This window comes from Pseudomonas sp. R4-84 (genome assembly GCF_054130985.1).
Genome location: NZ_CP096390.1, coordinates 2,837,619 through 2,862,135, shown reverse-complemented (window position 1 = coordinate 2,862,135; position 24,517 = coordinate 2,837,619). Strand labels below are relative to the sequence as shown.

At 62.9% G+C, this 24,517-nt stretch carries 25 protein-coding genes; 4 read left to right on the top strand and 21 right to left on the bottom strand.

The features are described from left to right. Nucleotides 1-18: 18 nt before the first annotated feature. The 17 genes from M1D68_RS13040 to M1D68_RS12960 all read right to left on the bottom strand — a co-directional run bounded on the left by M1D68_RS13040 (nt 19) and on the right by M1D68_RS12960 (nt 15,101). Nucleotides 19-519: a DUF6644 family protein gene (locus tag M1D68_RS13040; protein WP_434605832.1), complete on the bottom strand. Its 501-nt coding sequence runs from the start codon at nt 517-519 to the stop codon at nt 19-21. Next, nucleotides 519-869 carry a DUF6152 family protein gene (locus M1D68_RS13035; protein WP_457966939.1) on the bottom strand — a complete coding sequence of 117 codons (351 nt, stop codon included), beginning with the start codon at nt 867-869 and terminating at the stop codon, nt 519-521. The genes M1D68_RS13040 and M1D68_RS13035 overlap by 1 nt, the downstream gene beginning before the upstream one ends. A 24-nt stretch (nt 870-893) precedes the next feature. After that, nucleotides 894-1,448 (bottom strand): DinB family protein, encoded by a 555-nt coding sequence (locus tag M1D68_RS13030; RefSeq protein ID WP_457966937.1) that lies wholly within the window; start codon nt 1,446-1,448, stop codon nt 894-896. A 226-nt stretch (nt 1,449-1,674) separates the two neighbouring features. After that, nucleotides 1,675-2,592 (bottom strand): dihydrodipicolinate synthase family protein, encoded by a 918-nt coding sequence (locus tag M1D68_RS13025; RefSeq protein WP_420763856.1) that lies wholly within the window; start codon nt 2,590-2,592, stop codon nt 1,675-1,677. Between the two features lie 77 nt (nt 2,593-2,669). Continuing rightward, nucleotides 2,670-3,698: a trans-3-hydroxy-L-proline dehydratase gene (locus M1D68_RS13020; protein ID WP_434558930.1), complete on the bottom strand. Its 1,029-nt coding sequence runs from the start codon at nt 3,696-3,698 to the stop codon at nt 2,670-2,672. Between the two features lie 151 nt (nt 3,699-3,849). Continuing rightward, nucleotides 3,850-4,572 carry an amino acid ABC transporter ATP-binding protein gene (locus M1D68_RS13015; RefSeq protein ID WP_457966935.1) on the bottom strand — a complete coding sequence of 241 codons (723 nt, stop codon included), beginning with the start codon at nt 4,570-4,572 and terminating at the stop codon, nt 3,850-3,852. After that, entirely contained in the window at nt 4,565-5,215 is a 651-nt protein-coding gene (locus M1D68_RS13010; protein ID WP_420763859.1) for an amino acid ABC transporter permease, read from the bottom strand. Before M1D68_RS13010 ends, M1D68_RS13015 begins: the two co-directional genes overlap by 8 nt. Nucleotides 5,216-5,224: 9 nt before the next feature. Beyond that, nucleotides 5,225-5,890: an amino acid ABC transporter permease gene (locus M1D68_RS13005; RefSeq protein ID WP_434558928.1), complete on the bottom strand. Its 666-nt coding sequence runs from the start codon at nt 5,888-5,890 to the stop codon at nt 5,225-5,227. Next, a complete protein-coding gene (gene lhpI / locus M1D68_RS13000) occupies nt 5,883-7,661 on the bottom strand; it encodes a cis-3-hydroxy-L-proline dehydratase (RefSeq protein WP_457966933.1) in 1,779 nt (592 codons plus the stop codon). Before lhpI ends, M1D68_RS13005 begins: the two co-directional genes overlap by 8 nt. A 10-nt stretch (nt 7,662-7,671) precedes the next feature. Next, the gene (locus tag M1D68_RS12995) at nt 7,672-8,490 is read right to left on the bottom strand and encodes an ABC transporter substrate-binding protein (RefSeq protein ID WP_420763862.1); all 819 of its coding nucleotides are present in this window, start codon (nt 8,488-8,490) and stop codon (nt 7,672-7,674) included. Between the two features lie 232 nt (nt 8,491-8,722). After that, a complete protein-coding gene (locus M1D68_RS12990) occupies nt 8,723-9,472 on the bottom strand; it encodes a helix-turn-helix domain-containing protein (protein WP_457966931.1) in 750 nt (249 codons plus the stop codon). Nucleotides 9,473-9,544: 72 nt separating this feature from the next. Beyond that, nucleotides 9,545-10,792, bottom strand: a complete 1,248-nt coding sequence (locus M1D68_RS12985; RefSeq protein ID WP_457966929.1) for an FAD-dependent oxidoreductase — start codon at nt 10,790-10,792, stop codon at nt 9,545-9,547. Further along, complete coding sequence (locus M1D68_RS12980) at nt 10,789-11,025, bottom strand: 2Fe-2S iron-sulfur cluster-binding protein (RefSeq protein ID WP_420763865.1); 237 nt, start codon at nt 11,023-11,025, stop codon at nt 10,789-10,791. Before M1D68_RS12980 ends, M1D68_RS12985 begins: the two co-directional genes overlap by 4 nt. Beyond that, nucleotides 11,018-12,133, bottom strand: coding sequence for an NAD(P)/FAD-dependent oxidoreductase (locus tag M1D68_RS12975; RefSeq protein WP_457966927.1), 1,116 nt, complete (start codon nt 12,131-12,133; stop codon nt 11,018-11,020). Before M1D68_RS12975 ends, M1D68_RS12980 begins: the two co-directional genes overlap by 8 nt. Further along, nucleotides 12,130-13,062 carry a 4-hydroxyproline epimerase gene (locus M1D68_RS12970; RefSeq protein ID WP_434605818.1) on the bottom strand — a complete coding sequence of 311 codons (933 nt, stop codon included), beginning with the start codon at nt 13,060-13,062 and terminating at the stop codon, nt 12,130-12,132. The genes M1D68_RS12975 and M1D68_RS12970 overlap by 4 nt, the downstream gene beginning before the upstream one ends. Before the next feature lie 109 nt (nt 13,063-13,171). Next, complete coding sequence (locus tag M1D68_RS12965; RefSeq protein ID WP_457966925.1) at nt 13,172-13,843, bottom strand: GntR family transcriptional regulator; 672 nt, start codon at nt 13,841-13,843, stop codon at nt 13,172-13,174. Nucleotides 13,844-13,934: 91 nt separating this feature from the next. Beyond that, entirely contained in the window at nt 13,935-15,101 is a 1,167-nt protein-coding gene (locus tag M1D68_RS12960; protein ID WP_457966923.1) for an MFS transporter, read from the bottom strand. A 133-nt stretch (nt 15,102-15,234) separates the two neighbouring features. Between M1D68_RS12960 and M1D68_RS12955 the strand changes: the two genes are divergently transcribed. Continuing rightward, nucleotides 15,235-16,650 (top strand): aminotransferase-like domain-containing protein, encoded by a 1,416-nt coding sequence (locus M1D68_RS12955; protein WP_457966921.1) that lies wholly within the window; start codon nt 15,235-15,237, stop codon nt 16,648-16,650. A 75-nt stretch (nt 16,651-16,725) separates the two neighbouring features. Beyond that, nucleotides 16,726-18,867: a TonB-dependent siderophore receptor gene (locus tag M1D68_RS12950; RefSeq protein ID WP_457966919.1), complete on the top strand. Its 2,142-nt coding sequence runs from the start codon at nt 16,726-16,728 to the stop codon at nt 18,865-18,867. A gap of 52 nt (nt 18,868-18,919) precedes the next feature. On the opposite strand, the gene M1D68_RS12945 is transcribed toward M1D68_RS12950, so the two are convergent. Both M1D68_RS12945 and M1D68_RS12940 read right to left on the bottom strand, forming a co-directional pair. After that, a complete protein-coding gene (locus tag M1D68_RS12945; protein WP_434558910.1) occupies nt 18,920-19,654 on the bottom strand; it encodes an SDR family NAD(P)-dependent oxidoreductase in 735 nt (244 codons plus the stop codon). Nucleotides 19,655-19,963: 309 nt separating this feature from the next. Then, on the bottom strand, nt 19,964-20,170 hold the full coding sequence (locus tag M1D68_RS12940) for a tautomerase family protein (RefSeq protein WP_030140737.1): 207 nt from the start codon (nt 20,168-20,170) through the stop codon (nt 19,964-19,966). 127 nt (nt 20,171-20,297) lie between these two features. Here M1D68_RS12940 and M1D68_RS12935 point away from each other — a divergent pair, with 127 nt between their 5' ends. Further along, entirely contained in the window at nt 20,298-21,221 is a 924-nt protein-coding gene (locus M1D68_RS12935; protein WP_434558908.1) for a LysR family transcriptional regulator, read from the top strand. A 103-nt stretch (nt 21,222-21,324) separates the two neighbouring features. Here the strand turns inward: M1D68_RS12935 and M1D68_RS12930 are convergent, their stop codons facing one another. Both M1D68_RS12930 and M1D68_RS12925 read right to left on the bottom strand, forming a co-directional pair. Beyond that, nucleotides 21,325-21,753 carry a nuclear transport factor 2 family protein gene (locus tag M1D68_RS12930; RefSeq protein WP_420763875.1) on the bottom strand — a complete coding sequence of 143 codons (429 nt, stop codon included), beginning with the start codon at nt 21,751-21,753 and terminating at the stop codon, nt 21,325-21,327. Between the two features lie 160 nt (nt 21,754-21,913). Further along, on the bottom strand, nt 21,914-22,810 hold the full coding sequence (locus M1D68_RS12925) for a LysR substrate-binding domain-containing protein (RefSeq protein WP_457966916.1): 897 nt from the start codon (nt 22,808-22,810) through the stop codon (nt 21,914-21,916). Nucleotides 22,811-22,906: 96 nt separating this feature from the next. Here M1D68_RS12925 and M1D68_RS12920 point away from each other — a divergent pair, with 96 nt between their 5' ends. Continuing rightward, nucleotides 22,907-24,181, top strand: coding sequence for a glucarate dehydratase family protein (locus M1D68_RS12920; protein ID WP_434558906.1), 1,275 nt, complete (start codon nt 22,907-22,909; stop codon nt 24,179-24,181). Nucleotides 24,182-24,517 lie beyond the last annotated feature (336 nt).

Here is a 24,517-nt window from a genome sequence, read left to right as displayed (position 1 = left end):
CTTTTTTTCAATGCTCGTTCAGGTGTAGGCCAGCAAGCGCCCGCAGCCGATTACCGCGATCCACAACGCCACGGACAGCAGCGCCTGGAGCTTGGCCAGGCTCGGCGCCGTGAGGTGGGTATTCCATTGCTGGACGGAGCGGTAGGGCACCAGGTGGAACAGCAGGGCATTGACGCCTGCCGCCGCGATCAGGCACAGCTTGAGAATGAACACGTTGTTGCTGGCGAAATCATGAGGGTGCGCACTGAACATCATCAAGCCGGCAGGCACGATCAACAGCAGGGCCCCGACGGCCCATCGCAGCAGATGGCGAGCCAGTGCGGTCACGGCGATGTCCCTGGACAGCCCGAGGACGCGCAGGTCGAACATCACCACCGCGCCCACCAGTATCGAGAACCCGATGATGTGTAGCACTTCCACCAGCGGATAGAGCCATAGCTCGCTGCGCATGGCCGAGGCCAAGGGCGAGTCGCCCAATCGGTCCATCCAGCCTTGCGCGACCGGGCCAGTGACCTGCATCAGCGCAGCTCGGTGGTTCTGTCGTCGATGGTGATGCGTTCGGCGCGAAGCTCGTCAGGCTTGTTTTTATTGGCGTAGCCGACCACGGTGGCCCGGTTACCGGCTTTGAGCATGTCTTTGGTCAGCCCCCGATTTTCCATGCGAGAAGGCGGCGCGAGCACGACGAACCAAGTCTTTTCCGTGGTTTGCAGGCGCACGGTCCCGTGGGGGTGGGAGTAACCGGACTCCTTGATCGTACCTTCGAGCGTCAGTGGCTTGCTGGCGTCGTATTCGCTCCAGCCATGGTGGGCAAGGGCGGCGGTGGTGACCAGCATCGTGGACAAGCCGATGCAACGAAAGATCAGGTTCATGGCAAGGTCTCCTGGGTTATCGATTCAATCGGGCTGGTACTCTCGCCAGACCCGCTGCTCGTCGAGTTGCAGCAACTGTTCCTCCTCTTCGCGGAAGCGGCGGTCGCAGTCGAGGAAAAACTCGTCGAGCTGCGGCGGGTCGACGTGGGTGGCGCTGAGCATGGTGTGGACCTGGCCGCGGTGATGGATCTGGTGCTCGAACAGGTGCAGCAGCAAGCGGTCGATCCGTTCGAAAGCGTTGCCGTCGGCACGCACCAGGTCGACGGTGCGAGACAGGTCTGTGTGTTTAAGGTTGCTGCACAATGCCGCCAGTTGCCGGTCAGTCCGGTCCTGGCTTTCCCTGAGCTGGTTGAACGCCAGCGTCTCGGAAAAATCCCGCTCCTGGCCCATGACATCGCCTTTGAGGGCGGTGAGGTAATAGCGGTCTACTTCCAGTATGTGGCACAGCGTGGCTTGGATGGAGGGGAAGAAACTGGTGCGGTAGGCCTCGTACTCCACGGTGTTCAGCTGTGCGCAGGCGTCCAGCAGCCTGTGATTGGCCCATTGATTGTTCAGGGCTTGGGCCAGGAAATAATTCATGGGACGCCTCCCGTGCGTCATTGCGCCGGGGAAAAAGCGTAGCAAAGACTGGCGATAACGCCGTGTTGCTGGTCGGTTGGTCCCGTGTTTGCACCACAACCCCCTGTGGGAGCGAGCTTGCTCGCGATAGCGTCGGCACATCCAATAGAGATGCAAGCTGGACAACCGCTATCGCGAGCAAGCTCGCTCCCACAGGTTTCTCACATGCCTGAGCCTGCGCCCCGGCTTAAAGCCCCACCTCCGGCAACACTGGCCGATTGGCCAGGGCCGTGGCCATGATCTGCTCCACGTACACCCGGTCTGCTTCCGGCAGGGCCAGGCGCGGTGGGCGGGTGAGAGCGCTGCCTCGGCCGGCAATGGCTTCGCAGAGCTTGATGCACTGCACCAGGTCGGCGCGGGCGTCGAGGTGCAGGATCGGCATCAGCCATTCGTAGATCGGCATGGCTTCGGCGAACCGTCCGGCGCGGGCCAGCCGGAAGATCGTTTCACCTTCCTTGGGGAACACGTTGGACATGCCCGAGACCCAACCTTCTGCGCCTACGGCGAGGCTTTCGAGCACCACATCATCGAGACCGGCGAACAGCACGAAGCGATCGCCCACTTCATTGCGCACGTCGATGAAACGCCGGGTGTCGCCGGAGGAGTCCTTGAAACACACCACGTTGTCGCAATCGGCCAGGGAAATCAGGATGTCCGGGGTGACGTCGTTCTTGTAGATAGGCGGGTTGTTGTAGACCATCAGCGGCACGTCGGCATGCCGGGCGACATAGCGGAAATGTTCGGCGGTTTCGAACGGCTTGGAGCCGTAGACCAACGCGGGCATCAGCATCACCCCGTCGACACCGACCTTGCGCACCGCATTGGCGACTTTGGCGGCCTGCACGCTGGTGAACTCGGCCACGCCGCATATCACCGGCACTCGGCCCCCGGAAGCGTCCACCGCCACTTCGGTCACGGCAATCTTTTCCTCCGCGCTCAGGGAAGTGTTTTCCCCCACCGACCCGCAGACCACGAGGCCGGATACGCCATCGCGAATGACGTTGGAAATGACCTGATGGGTTTTTTCCAGGTTGATGGAAAAGTCATCGTTGAATTGGGTGGTAACGGCGGGGAATACGCCGCTCCAGTTGATGCGTTGGCTCATGGGTGTCTCCTTTTGGTGTGTCTCTGTGGCGAGGGAGCAAGCTCCCTTGCCACAAGGGTTATGGGTGGGTATGAAAGTCATGCGCCGGGCCAGGTGTCTGAGAGCCGGTAGCCCTGCGGCCACGGATCGGCCGGGTCCAGCAGCAATTGGTGGGTTCCGGTGATCCACGCCCGCCCGGCGATGCACGGGTAGATCGCTGGGCGACCGGCAACGTCGGTCAGTGAGTCGATGCGGCAATGGAATTCGGAGCCGATGATCGAGCGGCCGATAAACCGTTCACCCACCTGCATCAGGCCTTTGGCGTGCAGCACCGCCATGCGGGCCGAGCAACCGGTGCCGGTGGGCGAGCGGTCGATCTTGCCGGGCTGGATGACGACGGCGTTGGCGCCGGTGGCGATGCCGTTTTCCATGACGACGGGCGCGGCGACCTGGCAGAACGAAATGTGCGACCAATCGGGATTCAAGGGGTGTACGAAGCCCAACTGCTCGTTGGCGGCCCGGGTGATCTTCAGCCCCACGGTCACCAGATCGGCGGCCTCGTCGGGGCGAATGGCGAAGCCCAGGCGCTGGGCGTCGACGATGACGAAGCTGTCGCCGCCATAGGCGGTGTCCACCTGCAATGTTCCCAGGCCCTCGACTTCGATCCAGGCATCGAGGCGGTCAGCGAAGGAGGGCACGTTCTTGATCTCGACCCGTTGCACCTTGCCGTCGCGGCAGTCGGCCACGGCCTCGATCAAGCCGCCCGGTGCCTCCAGGACCAAGCGCGTCCGGGGTTCGGTCATCGGCAGGATGCCGCTGTCCAGCAGCACGGTGGCGACGCACAACGAATTGGAGCCGGACATGGGTGGGGTGTCGGCCGGTTCCATGATGATCCAGGCCATCTGCGCCCGCGGGTCCTTGGCCGGCACCAGCAGGTTGACGTGGCGGAACACCCCGCCACGAGGCTCGTTGAGGACGAAGTTGCGCAGGGTCTGGTCCTGGGCGATCCAGCGTGATTGTTCCCAGACCGTGGCGCCGGGTGGCGGCGCGACACCGCCGACGATCACATCGCCGACTTCGCCTTCGGCGTGGCAGCTGACTATGTGGATGATTCTGGATGAGCGCATGGGTCAGATCCTTGTGTTGTCTGGTCGGGCCTCATCGTCGGATCGCCGCCCGGAGCAAGCTCGCTCCCACAGGGTTCTGTGGTGGTTAGCAGGTCATTGCGGCCTACACAAAACCCGTGTGGGAGCGAGCCTGCTCGCGATAGGCCATCCGCTACTTCACCGATTTGAGGAACGCCGCCGTCTCCGGCTGCGCCGGATTGCCGATCACCTGCTCCGGCGGGCCGATCTCATGGACTCGCCCATTGCAGAAGAACGCCACGCGGTCGGATACGTCCCGGGCGAAGCGGATCTCGTGGGTCACCAGCACCATGGTCATGCCGTCTTCGGCCAGCATGCGCATGGTGTCCAGCACCTCACCGACCAGTTGCGGGTCGAGGGCCGAGGTGGCTTCGTCGAACAGCATGTAGTCCGGCGACATCGCCAAGGCACGGGCGATTGCCATGCGCTGCTGCTGGCCGCCGGAGAGCTTTCCGGGAAAGGCCTTGAGCTTGTCCCCCAGGCCCACGTGCTCAAGCTGTTTGACCGCCAGCGCCTCGGCGTCCTGCTTGCTCTTGCCCAGCACCTTGCGCGGCGCGAGCATCACGTTTTCCAGCACGGTCAGGTGGGGAAAGGCGTTCCACTGCTGGAAAACGATGCCGATCTTCTGCCGGAGGCGGTTGAGGTCGGTGGCGCTGTCGTGTACCGAGACGCCGTCCACCCGGATGCTGCCTTTCTGGATCGGCTCCAGGCCGTTGATGCACATCAGCAGGGTCGATTTACCGGAACCGGAGCCACCGATGATCGACACGACTTCGCCCTTGTCTACCGTCAGGCTGACACCCTTGACGACTTCCAGGTTGCCGAAGGATTTATGCACGTTTTCGATCTCAATCATTTTCTTGCCACCTTCTTTCCAGGCGAGCGCCGAGGCGGGCGACCACCAGGCTCATGAGGTAATAAATGAGGCCCGCGATGCACAGCACCAGCAGGGGTTCCTGAATACGCGTGACGATGGTTTGCGAAGCCCGCAGCAGTTCGACGATGCCGATCCACATCACCAGCGCGGTGTCTTTCATCACCCCCAGCACCAGGTTCAACCAGCCGGGAAACGCCACCCGCGTGGCAATCGGCAGGACGATGAAGCGCAGGTCCTGCCAGTACGTGAGCCCCAGGGATCGGCTGGCCCGCCGGGTGCTCGTCGGCACCGCCAGCACGCCACCGCGGACAATCTCGGTGAAGTACGCGGCGGCATAGACCCCCAGCACGATGCAACCGACGGCGAAGGCGCTGAGGTCCAGGCCGACGATGCTCTTGAGGGAATTGAACAGCACGAACTGAATCAGCAGCGGCACGCTGCGAAACGCATCGAGTACCCAGGCCAATGGCAGGCTGACCCTGGGCAACAGCGCCCGCAACAGGCCGAACAACAACCCGGCCACGGTGCCCAGCAGTATCGACCAGACGGTCAATTGCACCGTGACCCAGGCACCTTCGAGCAGATACAACACGTCGTTGACGGTAAGGCTTGTAGAGAACATGTCCCGCCCTCAATAACGAAACAGGCGCCAGGACAACAGCCGGGCCAACCCGACGATCAACTTGGCGATCAGGTAATAGAGCACCGCCGCGAGGGCGAAATATTCGAAGGTGCGGAACGTCTTGACGTTGTATTCCTGGGTCACCCCCGTGAGGTCGTTGTTCAAACCGACCACCACACCCAGGGACGTCATCAACACCGCCCAGACCATCTGATTGGTCAGCGGGTAGAAAACGATGCGCAACAGTTGCGGGACGATGATCATCCGGTAGGCCTGGAACGCGCTCATGCCCAGGGAACGGGCGGCGCGCATCTGCGTGCCCGGTACGGCCTTGAGGCCGCCGCGAAAATTTTCCGCCAGGTAGCCGGCGTTGTTGAAGGTGATACCCGCCAGCAGCGCAAACCACGAACTGACGTGCAGCCCGAGGGAGCCGAGGCCAAAGTAGAGGATGTAGATCTGGAACAACGAGGGTGTGTTGCGGGCGATCGACACCCAACCATTGCCGACACCGCGCAACAGCGGATGGCGTGCCTGGCGCATCACCGTCAGGACGAGGGCGATCAGCACGCCGAAAATCATCGACAACGCGGCGGTCTCGAAGGTCACCCAGGCGCCGGCAAGCATATCGGGCAGGGCGCGCAAGGCGGGGCGCCACTGGAAGCTGTAGTCAAACATGGCTCGGAGTCCCCTTGGGTGCGGAAGGTTGCAACCACTGTGGCGGCTGATCGCTGGCGGTGGCGGTGCAGGCCGCCTCGATGCAATCGGCCAGACCGGCAAAATGCACGCCGCGCCCCACCAGGCCCGGCGCGTAGTGCGCGTATTTTCCGGAATTGGTCATCAGGGTGGTGGCGGTCGGCGGGATCACCGGCTCGCCCAACATGCACCAACAGGTGTCAGTGACCAGCGTCGCCCCGAAGGCCCGGATCGCGTCCAGGTAACCTGCCTGGCGGGCCTGTTCCAGTACGGCACGGCCACAGGTGATCGCCAGCACCACGCCGGGGTGTTTGTTCCGGCCCGAACACAGGTGTGCCAGGGCGGCGAATTCGCTGAGGGAGAAATGTGGATTGCCCAGGGAAATCACATCCACGTGGCGATGCCGGGCACTGTTGAGCTCGCGCCAACTGACAAGCAGCCCGGCAGCGTTGACGGTTTCCACCGGTAACACAGCGTCGCAGTCCAGCACATTGGCCGGGTCCAAGGCCTCGGGCGTTACCCCGGCGATGTGGAACAGTGGCGCGGCGCTGGTGGTCGCGAACGCGGCGCCAAACGCCTTCAAATCATCCCGGGTGGGCGCGGCGTCTTCCAGGCCCCGTATCAGCGGGACACGTCGTCCCGTCAGGCCGCCGATGTGATAGCCCAGCAGCGGATAAAAACTGTCGTCCATCGGGTTGGGCCTTGTCACTTCGACGATCAGCCCGGCCTTTCGCGGCCCATCGAGATGACATCCGGCCAGCGGCGCGCGACCGCACAGTGCGATGCAGATGTCGAGAAAGTCCGGGTACTTCTGCGTGCGGGCGCCGAGCACGCTGTTGGCGTAGACCACCGCGTTGGACTCGGCCCAGACAATCTGTTCGCCGGCCACGGGCGCGGTGTCCAGCAAGTAGGGCGCACAGGTGAAGCTCAATTGCGCGCCCATGGCCATGTAAGCATCACCCAAGGCGCTGGCCGGTTCGCCCAGCGCAGCGTCGACGCCCAGTTCCCGCCAGCGGCGCTGGTCCACGGAGATCGAATTGAGGGTCGTGGGCACACTCACTTTCGCCCCCCACCGCACCAGTTGTTCGGCAAAGCGCAGGCTGGCCGGGCCGGTATAGATACAGCCGTCGATGTGCGCCTGGGTGATGTCCAGCAGTTGGTCGGCGCCCTGGATCTCGGCCATCCGCAGGACGATTTGCATCGCTACTTGGGCTGCCTTGCCGTGCGCGCCGTCGAGCATTGCCCGATCCCGATCGTTCAACCGGACGGTGAACGGCATGGACGGCTGCGGGGCCATATCCGTCCCATGCCATTGATCGTTGGGCCGTCGGCCGGACAACGTCAGGCGGTTGCCCTCGACGCGCACGAATCCTTGGCCGCGCAAGCCAGCGAACGCCTCGTGGCCGATGCACAAGACCGGCAGCGAGCGCTGGAAAATCACCTCGGCCACGAGTACTCCAAGGGCCAGGATCTCGTCGACTTCGGCCAGTACCAGTGCGGCCGGTGCGTGGCCGTTGCTGATGAGCTCCATCAACACGCTGCTGCCGGTGCAGGAACCCCGCCCGCTGGGAATCGCCAGCACGCGACCGCCCAGGCGTTCGCCACTCAGAGGATGATGCCGGTCGATGATTTCGCCCGTAATGGGATCGACCCCGCCCCAGAAGCTCAGGCCAACGTCGGCGAACAACAGGGTGCCCTGGGCGGCACCCTCCACCAGGCTGCGGCCGTGCAAGCGGATAGGCGTGCTTGGCATGCCGCGATCCTCAGTAGTACACCTGGGGCACGGTCAGGTTGGCCGGCGGGATCTCGGTGCCGACCCATTTGACGAACAGCTCCTTGTAGCGGCCCGTGCGCACTTGCTGGTTGACGAACAGGTTGAGGTAGTTGAGCAAGCCGTACTCGCTGCGCTTGGCGCCGAGGGACACGTAGTCGATGACATAGGGAGCATCGCCGGCGATCTTCAGGCCCTTGTACTTGCCCGACTTGATGGTCGCGGCGGCCACGGTGTTGGTCACGACGGTGGCGTCGATGTGCCCCTGGGCGACGGCCAGCAATGTGTCGTTCTGCGACTGGTAGGCGCGGAAACTGCCGCTGCCCCAACTCTTCTGGTCTTTCTCCAGGGCGATGGCTTCGTAAGTGCTGCTGGTGTTTCCGAGTTTCTTGCCCTTGAGGTCGGCGTAGCTGTTGATACCGGTGTCGTCGCGGGTCAGCACCACCATCTGGAAGGCAAAGTAGGGCACGGTCAGGCCAACGGTCTTGGCCCGCTCCAGGGTGTCGGAAGTGGAAGCGACAATGACATCGGCGCGGCCCGAAAGCAGCGCGGGGATGCGGTCGGAGAATGGCGTTTCCACCACTTCGGCGTCAACGCCGAGGACCTTCGCCAGGTCGTGGCAGTAATCCACGTCGAAGCCCGCCGGTTTGTTACTTTCATCGCGAAAACCCATGGGTGGGAAGTCCAGTGTCACCGCGCAACGCAGCTTGCCCGAGCCGATGATGTCGTCGAGCTTGTCGGCATGGGCGGGTAGGGCAAGCAGGGGAAAGAGGACAACGCCAAGGGCTACGGCCAATGCAGGGTTTTTCATAAATGCCTCGCTGTCGAATAAATGCGGTGAAATATCGTATTGAGGATTTCGTATACGATATTAGATAAGCAATCGACGTGCCTGATCGGGTCTTATTTCTGTGTTTTTAGTAATGCTTTGATAACCAACAGATTATGGTGGTCCGGCTGGCAGGGCACCGGGCGCGCAGGTGAATGTGAAGTGTTACAGATGGGAGCAGTGGGGTGGGTTTACGCCCCCTAAAGGAACAGGCTCAACGCTGGTTGTCCCGGTACTGGCTGGGTGAAAGGCTCGTCAGCGCGCGGAACTGGCGGCTGAAGGCACTGTGATCGGTATAGCCACAGCGCAGGGCGATCTCGGTAATGGGCAGATCGTGTTCCAGTAACAATCGCGAGGCCTCTCCCAGGCGCGCCTTGTGGATCATCTGCCGAGGCGTGAGCTGGAAGATGCGCTTGCAGTGTCGTTCCAGCTGCGCCACCGACAACCCGGCGATGGCAGTGAGTTCCGCCAGGCTGATGGGGCGGGCGAAGTGCTGCTTGATATGCGCGTCCACGGCCGCCAGTTGTTGGTACGCCGGATGGCTCGATTGCGGCGACTGCAAGTCACGGGAAATCCCGGCCAGGCCGACGATCCCGCCCTCAGGTTCGCGCAAGGCAAGCTTGTGGGTCAGGCACCACACCGGTTGGTTGCCGTAATAGAGGTGCAATTCGAGCTGGTCGGCCAGCTCCCGTCCGCTGGCCAGCACCCGTCGATCCTGTTCGGTGTACAGCGGGCCGAAGCGCTCCGGGAACACTTGCTCGGCAGTCAGACCGAGCAGGTCGTTGCATTGCTTGAAGCCGCAACGCCGGGCCAGGGTCTGGTTGACGAATGCGTAGCGGGCTTGGGTGTCCTTGATGAAAAACACCGTGTCCGAGAGGGTATCGAGCAACGGCGCGATGGGCAGCAGACTGCGCAGCAGGGTGTCGAAGTCGCAGGGAGTGAAGGTCGTCAGCGAGGGGTACATGGGCGGCTTCGTCGTTTTGTCAGACGTGGAGTTTTGATCGAAATGAGGTGCTTGTCACGCCGTACGCGTGGCTCACTCATCTGCCAGATTAAGCAACGTCTCAACCCGTGCCGGACTGAACGGTGGACGAGGAGCCGGCGGCGCCCAGCCAAACAGATGCTCCAGCGCCGCGCCGCAAACCCTACCCTGGCAGGCGCCCATCCCGCAGCGGCTGGCAAGTTTTGCTTCGCGCCAGTCGGCATGGCTGCTCAGTTCTGCATAGGCCACGTCTTCGCAGCGACACACCAAGGTGTCGCCCCGGGCCAGGCCTTTCAAACGAGCATCTAGGGCGAAAGCCTTGTTCAACGCCAGGGCAAAGCCCTGCCATCGCGCCCGGCGAGGCCAGAGGCGTTCGGCTGCCGAGGTGTCGTCGGCGGCGACGTGACCGGCGATGGCGCCTTCCACCAGGGCCAGTTCGCTGCCACCGAAACCGGTGCACTCACCAGCGGCGTAATGATCACGGCGCGTGGTGGCCTGCCAGGCGTCGACCGCCAGGGCTTGTCCAGCCAGCTCGCAGCCCAACGCCTGACCCAGCTGGGTATTGGGAATCAGGCCGAATCCGCAGGCCAACCGGTCGCACGCCAGTTCCACAGTCTTGCCCCGCTGTTGCAGGCGCACGCCTTCGAGCTTGTCCCGTCCCAGGGCTTCCAGCACATGCGTGCCGACGCGGTAGTGGGAATCGAACAGGCTGAACGCCTGCGTCAACTTGCCCGGCCAGCGCGGCAATTGCATGGCGAAACCTGTAACGGCGGCACCGCTGGCTTGTTCGGCGATGCGCAATATTTGCGCCCCGTGATGCCTGGCCGTCGCCGCGCTGGCCAACAACAACGGGCCGCTGCCGGCAATCACCAGGCGTTCGCCGCGCACCGGCAGGCCGCCCTTGATCAGTGCCTGCAAGCCACCTGCACCGGTGACGCCGGGCAGTGTCCAGCCAGGGAAGGGCAGCAGCAGTTCCCGCGCGCCCGTGCAAAGAATCAGCCGCTCGTAGCGGATCAGCCATCCCTGCCCGGCGTTTTCCACCAACAGCGTCTTCTCGCCCGCGCAGGCAATGACCCGGGTGCCGGCGTGGCAGTACACATTAGTGCAGGCGTTCAGACGATCACGCATCCGACCCGCCTGGGCAGGCAGGCTGGCCTGGGGACCGTCGCGCCAGATCTGTCCGCCAGGGCTCGGGTTGTCGTCCAGCAGCACGATGCGCGCCCCGCTGCGTGCCGCGGCCAGCGCAGCGGCCATGCCGGCGGGGCCGGCGCCGATGATGAGGATGTCGGCGAGTTCGGTCATGGTCGGGTGTCCACGCGCATGCCGTCGCGGCACAGCGTCTGGCACGCCAGGCGCCGGCGGCCATCGATCATCACCCGGCATTCCTGGCAGATGCCCATGCCACACAAGGGGGCCCGGCGTTGGCCGCTGACCGAGGTGCGACTGCAACCGTCAGCACCCAACGCCAATGCCGCCGCGACGCTGGTGCCATCGGCCACCGAGAGCGGGCGGCCATCGAGGAATAACTCAGGCATGGACCGCCTCTCCCAGGAAACGTTGCGGCAGGTAAGGTTGCGCGGCCAGCGGCGCGGTTTCGTTGAATAGCTGGGCGACCAGCAAGTCGGCCGTCGCCGGTGCGGTCGTAACGCCGAGCCCTTCATGACCCACCGCCAGCCATAGGTCCTTGCGCTGCGGATGTTGGCCCACCAGTGGCAAGCCGTCGGGGGTCGCCGCGCGAAAGCCTGTCCAGGCGCGGATACCGTTGAGGTGCGCCAGGCCAGGCATGTAGTCCACGGCACGCTTGAGCATTTTCGCCAGCATCCAGCCTTCCACCGCTGGGTCGACATTGCCGAACTGCCGCGAAGCGCCGATGAACAGTTGTCCCGTCGGGCGCGGTTGGATGTTGCACGCCACCGACGGTCCGCTGGCGTTGTGAGCGCTGGTGACGTAACCCAGCTCAACCAAGGTGTGGCTGACAGTGGCGGGGTAGCGGTCGGTGATCAACAGGTGCCCCTTCTTGGGTTCGATCGGCAGCTCCGGGCACAGGTCGGTGGCCTGGATGCCGTTGGCGAGGACGACTGCGCCGGCGCTGAGCCAACCGCCCCCTGCGAGGCGCACGAGGTGACCGTCCACTTCGCTGACTTGCGCCCGTTGATGGCGAATGTTGGCGTGATCGAGCATCCAGCGGGCGGCCGCGGGTGCGTAGAGAATGCCGTCGCCCTTGATCAGCAGCCCGCCTTCGAGGCCGGGCCGCAGTTCCGGTTCGCGCTGGAGCAGTGCGGCTCGGCCGATCAGTTCACAGGCTTCGTCATGGGCCATCAGGTTCATGTATTTGCTGTGGGCCACGGCCATCTCTTCGGCGTTGGCCGCCAGCCACAACGTGCCGTTGTTGCGCCAGGCGCAGCGTTCTGGAAGAGCAGGGGCCATCTGGCGCCAGCGTCGCAGGGAGTATTGGCTCAGAGCCAGCTCCGCCGGGTTGTCATCGAGTACCAGCAAGTGGCCCATGCCGGCCGCCGTGGCGCCGTGCCAACCGGCGTCCAGCACCAGCACCTTCAAACCACGCTGGGCCAAGGCTTGCGCGCAGGCGGCGCCAATGATGCCGGCGCCGACGATGATCACGTCTGCGACATGGCCTTGGCTCACGGACGAATGCCCCAAGCGAACGGATCGTCCGGCTCGAGGAGCAAGGTGCTTTCAGCACTGATATAGGCCCGGCCGCGAATGGTCGGCACGATGCGCTCGCCTGAACGTTCATACGACCCTTCGAATTCACTGCCGATGACGCTGGCCTGGCGCCAGATCTGCCCGGGTTGCAGTTTGCCGTCGGCCGCCAGGCACGCCAGTTTGGCGCTGGTGCCGGTGCCGCAGGGAGAGCGGTCATAGGCTTTGCCGGGGCACAGCACGAAATTGCGGCTGTCGGCCTGGGGATCGTCGGCGAACAGCTCGATATGATCGATCAGCCCGCCGTCCTCGCCGCGAAACCCCTGTTGCTCCAGGGCTTGTTGCACGGCGAAGGTGTAGGCGGTCAGTGCTTCCAGGTTGTCGCCCGCCACGCGTTGCCCGTGGTCGGCGATCAGGAAAAACCAATTCCCGCCCCACGCCACATCGCCAGACACCGGCCCGATGCCCGGCACCTCCAGGCGCAGCCCTTGGCGGTAACGGTAGGCCGGCACGTTGCGCACGCTGACCGAGCGATCCTCGTGCAACGTCGCCTGCACCGTGCCCACCGGTGTCTCGATGCTGTGCACGCCCGGGCCGATCCGGCCCAGATGAGCCAATGACGCCACCAGGCCGATGGTGCCGTGGCCGCACATGCCCAGGTAGCCGCTGTTATTGAAAAAGATCACCCCGGCACAGGCGGTCGGGTCCACCGGTTCGCACAGCAACGCGCCCACCAGCACATCGCTGCCGCGCGGTTCCAGGACGCACGCGGTGCGCCAGGCGTCGTGCTGCTCGGCCAGGCGCTGCCTGCGTTCGGCCATGCTGCCCTGGCCCAGGTCGGGGAAGCCATCGGTCACCAGTCGGGTCGGTTCGCCGCCGGTGTGGGAGTCGATCACGGTGATGCGTTTCATGGCGCCACGTCCGTTCAGATGAGTGGACACAAGCGTGGCGCGCGCCGGGGGGTGGCGGCTTGATGGTTTTATCTCGCGACGGTGACGAAATCGGCACAACGCGAAGGTATCACCGGCTCGAGGGCAAGAACTCGAACAGCGTCCTGCACACCCCGGCGATATGTTCGTCCAGCAGTTTAACCGCGCGCTCCACGTCACCGGCGCGGCAGGCGTCGAGGATTTCGCGGTGCTCATGGTCGGCGCGATCCTTGCCGGCCGACAGGCTCATCTGCATGCGCAGGTAACGTTCGAGTTTGTCGTGGACCGAGCGGATCAGGCTCACCATGAAGGGCCGTTGCGCCGGTTCATAGAGGCAGGCGTGCAACTGCCAGTTCAGCTCGGCCCAGCGGCCGACGTCGTCCTCGCCGATGAACTCCCGGCAGATGCTTTCGGCACGGGCGAAGGTCGCGTCGGTCATGTTGGGAATCGCCAGGCGCAGCACCTTGTCCTCCAGCAACATCCGCACCTCGAACATCTGCGCCAGTTCCGCCTCGGAGATCCGCGTGACCATCGCCCCGCGATTGCGCTGGAACATCACCAGGCCCTCGGCCTCCAGGCGCTTGAGCGCTTCGCGCACGGGGATCTTGCTGACGTTGAATTGCCGGGCGATGTCGTCCTGGCGAATCGGCTCGTCCTCGGCGAAAAGCCCGGCCACGATAGCGTCGCGCAAGTGGCGGGTAATGATTTCCGAGGTGGACGGGGTGTTGCCCAGGTCGGGCAGGTTGAATTTGGATAAAGTCACGGCGAGGGTCGTTTGGCTGAGGTGGGGATATGGTATACGACCTGCCTGCCGTGATGTCGAGCGACGTTGGCCATTGTGGCGAAGGGTTTATTCAGCCGTGGGAGGGCTGGGCGATGAAAGCCTGCGTCCGGACGATGCGCAACCCGGTGATCGTTGCGCCTGCCAGCAACGCCAGGCCAAACACCGTCAACGCGACATCAGCGCCGAAATGGTCAGCCATCCAACCCGTCACCACGACCGGAATGCTGAACCCGACATAGGCGAAGAGGAAGAAACCGGCGCTGACTCGGGCTTTTTGCGTACCGGCCATGGCCGTGATCGCCGACAGTCCGCCGAGGTAAAGAAAGCCATAGCACGCACTGCTGGCCCCCAGTGCGCCGAGCAGCACGGCGGCCAGCGAACCCTGGCTCGCGCCCCAGGCGAGCAGCGCATAGCTCAAAGGCAAAACGAGCAGCCCCAAACCCGTGGCCCTGGCCGGCTGCATGCGTTTCACCCAAGGCTGGAAGATCAGCCCGCAACTGATCACGGTGAAGGTCGACAGGCCGGACCAGCGCTGCAAGTCATGGGCCGCGAGCACCGAAGGCAGGATGGCGATCACCAGCCCGGAAGTGGCCCAGGCCAGCAGCATGGAGAAGCTGTAGGGCAGGCTGCCAGCAGGGAACAACGGCAGGCGCAACAGCGGCGCGTGCCTGATTTTCGGGGCTGGGTCCGGCAGTCGCGCGACCACGACGATCGCCAGGGCGGCCAACGCCAACTGCACCCAGAAACTGCCTGGCGTAACGCTGTGATGGACGAACAGGAAAAGGCTGGTCAACGCCGCGCCCAGGCCGAAACCCAGGGAGGTGCTGGCGGTGACCCGGTTGGCCGGCGACCGCGCATCGCCGGTCGGCATCAATTCCACCATGTAGGCCGTGGAAGTCGCCGAGGCCAACCCGGTGCCGACGCCCATCATCAGGCGCGCCACGCCCAGCGCCGTCAGGTTGGGCCAGATCGAGGTGATGACCGTTGCCAGCATCGACAGGCCAAGCGCCACCAGGATCAACGGTTTGCGGCCCATCCGGTCGGCCAGTCCGCCGAACGCCAGCAGCACGGGCAACACGCCGAGCACATAACCGGAAAACGCCACCGCCGTGGCGCCTGCGCCGTAACCGGAAAGCTGCGCATAGGTGGTGTACAGCGGCGCCTGCAGGTTGACCGCCAGGGTGATCAGGCACAGACCAAAGGCCAGGCCCCATGAATGTCGTTGCTGTGCGTCCAAGAGAGATCCTGCAAAAGTGTGAGCCTGGTCGGACTATCACCGCCGGACAGCAGGCAAACAAGGAACAGACGGGGGGCTTTTATGTTTAACTGTTTGCTCGAAATTCAAGAACACTTAGTCGAGACGCCGCGCCATGGACCTGAACATCGATCGCAACGCCAGGGGAAGCGTGGTCCGGCAACTGGTTGCCAGCCTAACCGCGTGGATCGATACCCATGGCATCCGCCCCGGTGCGCGAATGCCTTCGATCCGCCAGTTGGCGACGGAAAACGGCTTGAGCCTGTCGAGCGTGATCAAGGCATATGACCAACTGGTCGCCAGCGGCGTATTGGAATCGCGGCATGGTTCGGGTTTTTTCGTGGCCCAGCAGTTACCCCAGGCGCTGGCGGCGCAGATCGAGGATGAGGCGATATCCTGGCCGCTGTTCGACAACGAATCGACCCAGCTCAAGCTGGGTTGCGGCTGGCTGCCGGACGCGTGGCGCGATGATACCGACCTGGGCCAGGCGATCCGGCAGGTGGTGCGCAGTGACAATAAGGCGCTGTTCAATTACAGCACGCCGTTGGGCTCGGCTGATCTGCGCCAGCAAATCCAGAAGCGCCTGGGCCTGATCGACATTCACGTCGATCCTCGCCAGATCATCACCACCCAAGGCGCCAGCCATGGCTTGGACCTGTTGGTGCGCACGCTGCTCAAGCCCGGTGACCTGGTGTTGGTGGAGAGCCCTGGCTATTACAACCTGTTCAATCTGCTGAAGCTGCATGGAGTCAGGACCCTGGCGGTGCCGAGAACCGCCCATGGTTCGGATATCGCCCGGCTGGAGCAGTTGCTCGAAGCGCACAAGCCCACGTATTTCTTCATCAACAGCATGTACCAGAACCCCACCGGCACCAGCCTGGCGCCGAGCGTGGCCTATCGCCTGTTGCAACTGGCGACGCTGCACGACTTTCGCCTCATCGAGGATGATATCTACGCCGATTTCCAGAACGGCCCGACGTCGCGCCTGGCCTCCCTCGATGCCCTGGACCGGGTGATCTACCTGGCGAGTTTTTCCAAGACCTTGTCCAGCTCGTTGCGCATCGGCTACGTCGTCGCCCAGCCTGAAATCATCCAGCGCCTGGCGCAGGTCAAGATGGTGACCGGTATTGGTTGTTCATTGCTGACGGAAAACGTCGTGGCGACGCTGTTGGCGAACGGGGCGTATCGCAAGCTGATCCAGCGCCTTCGCGGGCGCCTGAACAAGCAGATGGCGAGCACGTTGCGTCAGCTTGACCCGACGCACTGGGAAGTGTTTGCCGAGCCCAGTGGCGGGCTGTTCGTGTGGGCGCGGCCTCGTCTTGTGCCGGCCGAGCGGGTGCGACAGATCGCCAAGCAGCTGCAGGTCCAGTTGTCCCAAGGGTCGTCGTTCCTGCCAGAGGGGGGAGCCTGCGACTGGTTGCGGCTGAACGTTGCGTTCACCCAGGATGCCCGGGCCCAGGCGTTTCTCAGGCAAATTCGACAAGTTTCCACAGCTGGAACGGGGGTACTAATGGGAATAGATGTCAAATAGGAATGAGTTGCTGTATCTTTCGCGACACATTCTTGTCGCCCTTGAGGCGGCGTCTTTCATTAGGATTGTGTGTCGATGCGTCGGATACTCGTTTCACTGTGTGTGCTCCAAGCTTATTCCATCTCCTCCTGGGCAGAAGAGCCCGTTTCCACGGACAAGGCGCCGCTGGAGTTGCAAGCCACCGACATTGTCGGCACCTCGGACTTCGAGACTGCACAAGGCCCGGTAAAGGGCTACCACGCCACCCGTTCCGCCAGCGCCACGCGTACCGACACCGCCATCCACGAAACCCCGCAGTCGATTTCTGTCGTGTCCCGCGATGTGGTCGAAGACCTCAGCGCCACGCGCCTGCAAGATGCCCTCGATTACGCTGGCGGCGTCGGCAGGGGGAACAATTTCGGCGGCCAGGGCCTGACCACGTTTACCGTGCGTGGCTTTACCACGGGCGAGTTCTACCGCAACGGCTTCCCGATCAATCGGGGTTACCCGAACATGCCCGATGCCAACACCATCGAGCGTCTGGAAGTGCTGCGTGGGCCGGCGTCCATGCTGTATGGGCGTGGCGATCCCGGCGGCACCTTCAACGTAGTGTCCAAGCAACCATTGGCCGAGCGCACGGTGACCCTGGGCAGTCAGATCAGCGATCAGGGAATGCGTCGCGGCACCTTGGATGCGTCCGGCCCGTTGGATGACGAAGGCCGCCTGGCTTATCGCTTGAATGTGGTGGGCGAGGGCGGCGATACGTTCCGCGATCATGTCGAGACCGAACGTTATGGCATCGCCCCTGTGGTCACTTGGCAGGTCAACGACACCACGCGCCTGACCTTCGAAGGCGACTTCATGCGCAACAATGCGCCGCTGGACCGTGGCCTGACGCACTACGCAGGCCAGCGTGGCACCGCGTCCCGCGATACCTTCTTCGGCGAAAAAGACGTCGGCAAGTTGCACAACGACAACAACATGCTGCAGGTGCGTTTCGAGCACATGCTCAACGACGACTGGACCCTGGCCGGTGGCACCCAGTGGCTCGAAGGCACGTTGCAGGGCAACGCTGTCGAAGGCAACGGCATCGCCGCCGATGGGCGCACCCTGGGGCGCAACTTCAACTACCGCAAGCTGGAATGGACCGACCGCGATACCCAGCTCAACCTCACCGGGCACTTCTCCACGGGAGGGTTCGAACATACGCTGCTGACGGGTGTGGAATACGAAGACTACAGCTACGAATCCATCATCCAGCGTTCCGCCAATGGCCCTGGCGCCTACCCGATCGACATCTTCGATCCGGTCTATGGCCAGCCGCGCCCGGCCTTGACCCGCACCCCAACCGACGACCAGGAAAATCTCAAGACCTTCGGCGTGTTTGTCCAGGACCAGGTGGCGCTGACCGAGCGGCTGAAGGTGCTGGCGGGGGCGCGTTTCGAGCGGTTTGAGCATGAGTATGAAAGCTTTGTGCCCCAAGCACGCCCCGGCAGCCGCAACTGGGAGGTTACCGACAATGCGGTCACCCCACGCCTAGGCGTGATCTATGACCTGACCGACACGGTGGCGGTCTATGCCAACACCGCGCGCTCGTTCAAACCCAACAACGGCGCGAGCCGCGAGGGTGGCGGGTTCAAGCCGGAAGAGGGTAAGTCCTATGAAATGGGCGTTAAGTGGGAAGCGCTGGATCGCCAGTTGAGCGTCGATGCGGCGGTCTATCAGATCGAAAAACGCAACGTGCTGACGCCCGATCCGTTGGATTCGACCTTCAACGTCGCCGCTGGCGAAGTGCGCAGCCGTGGTTTCGACTTGAACGTGGCGGGCAACCTGACACCGGAGTGGCGCGTCATCGGCGGCTACGCCTATGTGGACGCCGAAGTGACCAAGGACGAGAACATCCCCACCGGTACTCGGCTGCTCAACGTACCGAAAAACACCGTCAGCCTGTTGAACGTCTATGAATTCCAGGACGGTGGCTTGAAGGGGCTAGGCCTGGGCCTGGGCGCCAGGTATGTGGATGAGCGGGCCGGCAACACCGCCGCCACCACCTTCACCATGGACGACTACACGGTGGTCGACCTGCTCGGCTACTACAAGGTCAACGAGCGCATTCGCCTCAACCTGGACCTGAAGAACCTGTTCGACGCCGATTACGAAGAGGGCGCGTTTGGTGGCGTCTACGCCTATCCGGGCGCACCGCGGACGGTGCAGGCGGGCATCTCTTACACGCTGTAGGTTCGAGCTAAAGAAAAACCCCGAAGGTTTCTGCCTTCGGGGTTTTTGTTTTTCACCATTTGCCGGTGCTCATGCCGCCGTCCACCGGCAGGACCGCGCCAGTCGTGAAGTCGGCACCCGCCAGGTACAACACGGCTTCGGCGATCTCTTCGATGGTGCCCACCCGACCGGCCGGCGCCAGGTTGTTGAGGAAGTCGCGGTGCGCCGGGTCATGCATCGGCGTGTCGATGATACCGGGCGCCACGGCGTTGACCTTGATGTTGAAAGGCGACAACTCCAGGGCCAGGGCGCGGGTCATCTGGTTGACGCCGCCCTTGATCAACACTGGCAGTGCTGCCGGCACCTGGATGTTCGGTTGCAAGGCCACCGAGGCGGAAATGTTGATGATGAAACCCTGCTGGCGATCGATCATGTGCGCGGCTGCGGCCTGGCTGGCGTAGACGAGCCCTTTGAGATTGGTGTCCAGCAGCGATTCCAGGTCCTGCGGGCTGTATTCGACAAAGGGTTTGGGCAGGAAAAAACCGGCGTTGTTGACCAGCCCATCAACCGCGCCAAACGCCGCGATGGCTTTGCCGACAAGGGCGGTAGAGGTCGCCGGATCGGCAATGTCTCCGGCCACGCCGATGAAGCTCGCTGGATGGCCCAACTGGCCGGCCGCATCGTCCAGGCCCGACTGGGAACGGGCATTGCCCACTACGTTATAGCCGCGAGCCAGGAACGCCTTGACCAAGCCAAGGCCAATGCCGCTGGACGCGCCGGTGATGATGACGGTTTTCTGATTGCTCATGATGTTGACTCCTGATCACGTTGAGTAGGAACCGCTGCGCCTGTCTGGGCGTTGGTTGTGATCAGGGTATTGATGCGCTTGGGTTTGATAAATGGGGGTTCTGGTACTTGAGTTGATACTTGGTGTAATCAATCAATCGAACCTACGCTACACCCTGTGGGAGCGAGCTTGCTCGCGATGGCATTAGATCAATCACATGTGGGCTGGCTGACCCGCCGCTATCGCGAGCAAGCTCGCTCCCACAGGGATAGCGACTCGGCAGGCAGAAAAAAGCCCGGTCATTCGGACCGGGCTCGGTAGGGCGAAGCCTTACTCCTTGGGTTTGCTTCGATACTCCGTCGTCGTCATGCCGGCATAACCCCAGTTATCGGTATCGACTTCCTCGATAACGATATGGGTCAGGTGCGGGTCCTTGCCCAACACGCGCTGCAGGGTTTCGGTGATTTCGCTAATCACCTGGGCTTTCTGTTCGCGGGTAACGCCGTCGCGGGTGATACGTACATTGACGAAAGGCATGCTGCACTCCAGTTGACGAGAATAGGCGCGGGAAGAACCAGCGCAATCGAGGGACCACTGTATTTATACGCCACGGCCTGATAAACAGGCATCGGGAATCTTCAGTTGATACGCGGTGTAATGAATCATGAAGCGGCACTTCGAAGACTTGCAGTTGGGCAGCATCGAGCTTTTCTGTCTGGCGGCGGAGGCGGGCAGTTTCACGGCGGCGGCGCAGGTGGCGGGCGTGACCCCAGCGGCGGTGAGCCGCTCGATTTTTCGGTTGGAAGAGCGCCTGGGTTCGCGCCTGTTTGTGCGCACCACCCGCAGCATCCGCCTGACCGACGCCGGCAGGACTTTTTTCGAGCAATGCCGTCAGGCATTGACGCAATTGGTCGAGGCGCAACAGGAAGTCATGGGGGCGCAATCCGTGCCATCCGGGCAACTGCGCATCAGCGTGCCGACGACTTACGGCCATCACCGCATCCTGCCACTGCTGCCGGCGTTTCGCGCGCAATACCCGCAAGTCACCGTTGATGTCCACTTGAGCAACCGCAACATCGATTTTGTCGCCGAAGGTTATGACCTCGCCATCCGTGTTCGGGCCCAGCCGGACTCCTCGATGATCGCCCGGTTGCTGGAAGATGCGAAACTGGCGGTGGTCGCGTCCCCGGATTACTTGCGCAGGGTAGGCACGCCGCAAACGCTGGAAGACCTGCAATTGCACGAGTGCATCCAATTCGAGCTGCCCAGCAGTGGTCGTCGTATCTCTTGGTTGTTCAACGTCGAGGGCAAGGAGAAGGAAGTGTTCGGGCAGGGTGGGTATTGCTGTTCCGACGACGTGTTGGGCGGGGTAACGCTGGCCAAGCATGGCGCCGGGCTGTTCCAGACCTATCGATTCATCGTTGAAACAGAGTTGGCGGACGGGCAATTGGTGGAAGTGCTGACACCGTTCGCGGGGCGTTCGCGCCCGTTCACGTTGCTGTATCCCCATGGCCGGTACGTGCCGCAGCGGGTGCGGGCGTTTGTGGATTTTCTGTTGCAGTACCGGGAGCAGTGGGCCGCGACTTGAGGTGATTGTGATCTGTGGCGAGGGGATAAATCCCCTCGCCACAATGGATCACCATAAGCTCAAATAATGCGTTTGCCGCAGAGATTCCCGGCCCAGCCCCTTATCAGAACCGGAATGCCTGACGACCAATCAGCAGCCATTTGCCGTTCTGTTTTTGCCAAATCTGGAAGTTTTCGATTTCGGTCGGGACCACTTCGGTGCCCTTGAGCGCCTGGGCGGAGAAGTGGTTGCGTACCAGGGCCACGTCGCCAGAAAGGGTGATTTTCTGATTTTTCATTTCCAGGGTCTTGAATGCGCTCTTGCCGGTTTCGATGTCGGCGATGAAGGCTTTTTTGTCCTGGATATTGCCGCTGGAGTGGCCGTAGGTCAGGTTCTCGGCGGCAAGGGCCTGGAGTTGGGGGATGTCTTTGTGAAGCATGGCCTGGGTCAGGTGGTCGACAGCTTCGGCCACTTCTTTTTCGGCCGGTGCGGCGGCTGCGACGTAGCCGCTGAAGAGGCAAACGAAACCGATCAGCAATGATGCTTTTTTCATGGGTTTTTTCCTTGTTTTTGTAAGTATCGGGAATTCGAGCGTCTAGGGCTCGTCGGTCATCGTACAACTTGTTACGGTAGACTGGAATAGGGCACGGCCAACGTGGGGAGGGAGCAAGCGTCCTCTCCACAAGGGCACACGGTATTGATCCGCGATTTGCCTACAGTCCCTCCCGAACCGCCCCTCGAATCCCCTCCAGCAACATCGTAAACGCCGGATTGTCGTTATCCTCCCGCCAAACCAGATGCAGCTCACTTTGCACCCCTTCACCCAGATCGATCTCGCGAAACACCACCTGCCTGAACGCCACGCTGGTCGCGCAACGCGGCACCAGTGCCAGGCCCATGCCGGCGTTGACCAGCGCCAGGATGGTCAGCGAAGACCCCAGCCATTGCACGAACTGCGGGGCGACACGGGCCGAGCGCAGCATGCCGGTGAGCAGTTCGTTGAAGGGCGGGTAGGCAGAGTGGGCGTACATCAGGAACGGCTGTCCATCCAGGTCCTGCACGCTGACAGACTCGGCGTTGGCCAGCGGGTGGCCCGCAGGCACGGCCAGGACAAACGGCTCGCGCACCAGGCACTCAGTGGCGTAGCCGGTTTCCAGCAGCGGCGAGCGGACGATGCCCAGGTCGATGCGCCGGGCGCGCAGGGCTTCGTGTTGTTGGTAGGTGTTCATCTCCGACAGGACGATCTTCACCTGCGGTTGCTTGAGCCGCGCTTCGGCGATCACCTTTGGCAGGAATTCATACACCGCGCTGCCGACGAAGCTGATGGTGACCGAACCGATATGGCCCTGGGCAAAGCGCTTGGCGGCCACTGCTGCCTGCTGCGCCTGTTGCAACAGGTTCTGCGCCTCGATGAAGAACGCCCGGCCGGCGGCGGTGAGGGCGACGCTGCGGGTGCTGCGGGTGAACAGTTCGACGCCCAGGTGATGCTCCAGCAATTGGATCTGCCGGCTCAAGGGTGGTTGGGTCATGTTCAGGCGTTCGGCGGCGCGACGGAAGTTGAGTTCGGTCGCCACGGTGGTGAAGCAGCGCAGTTGGGCCAGGTCAAACATTGATTCAATCCTGGTATCAATCAAGTGCCAGGTTAGATTAGACGGGAACAATCAGCGGCGTCCATCATCGACGCGCACACCTTCCGGAGCCGCTGCATGAAAATCAAACGCGTCACCGTCACCCCCATCGCTTTCCGCGACCCCCCGCTGCTTAACGCCAGCGGCATCCATGAGCCCTTTGCGCTGCGCTCGATCATCGAGATTGAAAGCGACAACGGCTACATCGGCCTCGGCGAGAGCTACGGCGATGCGCCGGCCCTGGCGATCCAGCAACAGGTCCAGGACCAACTGGTCGGCATGGACCCGTTCAACCTCAACCAGTTGCGGGCCATCGTTCAGGCCACCGTGGCGGCCCACAAGCCGGCCAGCGTTGCCGGGGCGGAACTGGCGCCGGGCTCCCATGCGAGCAAAGCGGTGAGCAATGCCTATTCGGCCTTCGAGGTGGCCTGCCTGGACTTGCAGGCGCATTACCTGAACGTGCCGCTGGTGGACCTGTTGGGCGGTGCGATTCGCGATGAAGTGCCGTTCAGCGCATACCTGTTTTTCAAATATGCCGAGCACATCGACTCGCCATATCCTGCGGACAACTGGGGCGAAGCGCTGAACGAGCAGCAGATCGTCGCCCAGGCACGGCGGATGATCGAGGAATACGGGTTCAAAAGCATCAAGCTCAAGGCCGGCGCCCTGGAGCCGGAGCATGAAGTGGCCTGCATCAAGGCGTTGAAAAAAGCGTTTCCTGGCTTTCCGCTGCGCATCGATCCCAACGGCAACTGGTCGCTGGAAACCTCGATCCGCATGGCTGAGCTGCTAGGGGACGACCTTCAGTATTACGAAGACCCGACGCCTGGCCTGGAGGGCATGGCCGAGCTGCACAAGCGCACTGGCCTGCCGCTGGCGACCAACATGGTGGTCACCGATTTTGACGAGTTCCGCCGAAGCGTGGCCCAGGACAGCGTGCAGATCGTCCTGGCCGACCACCATTATTGGGGCGGGCTGCGGGACACCCAGGTACTGGCGAAAATGTGCGACACCTTTGGCCTGGGGGTTTCCATGCATTCCAATTCGCACTTGGGCATCAGCCTCATGGCCATGGCCCACGTGGCGGCTTCGGTGCCGAACCTGGATTACGCCTGCGACACGCATTACCCATGGCAGGAACCGGATGAAGAAGTGATCAAGGGTGGCAAGCTTCCGTTTGTCGACGGCTGCGTGAAGATCACCCGGGCGCCGGGCCTGGGGTTGGAGCTTGACCGCGATCAATTGGGCAAGCTGCACGAGCAGTTCCTGAGCTGCGGCATTCGCCAGCGCGATGACGTGCGGCAGATGCGGCGCTATCGGCCGGATTGGAAGACCGTCAAGCCGAGGTTCTGAGCTGAAGGCGAGGGGGCCTGCTGCGCAAGCCCAGCGGGAGCAAGCTCCCTCGCCACGGGATCACCTTGTATTCGGGAACGAAGTCGTACTCGGCTTTGTGGCGAGGGAGCTTGCTCCCGCTGGGCTGCGCAGCAGCCCCAAACCAGACGACTCGGTACCACTGCACAACGAGTTGATCCTACCCACCCACCGGCCCACACCCAAAGTACCGCGCCCGGCGGCATCCGGGTCTTACACACAAACTGCCGCGCCGGGCCTGCGCTGCCAAAGCAGCCGCCAATCACATCCAAGGCAGCGTATGACGCGCCCGGGTGCCTTTCGATAATCGCCTCCGAC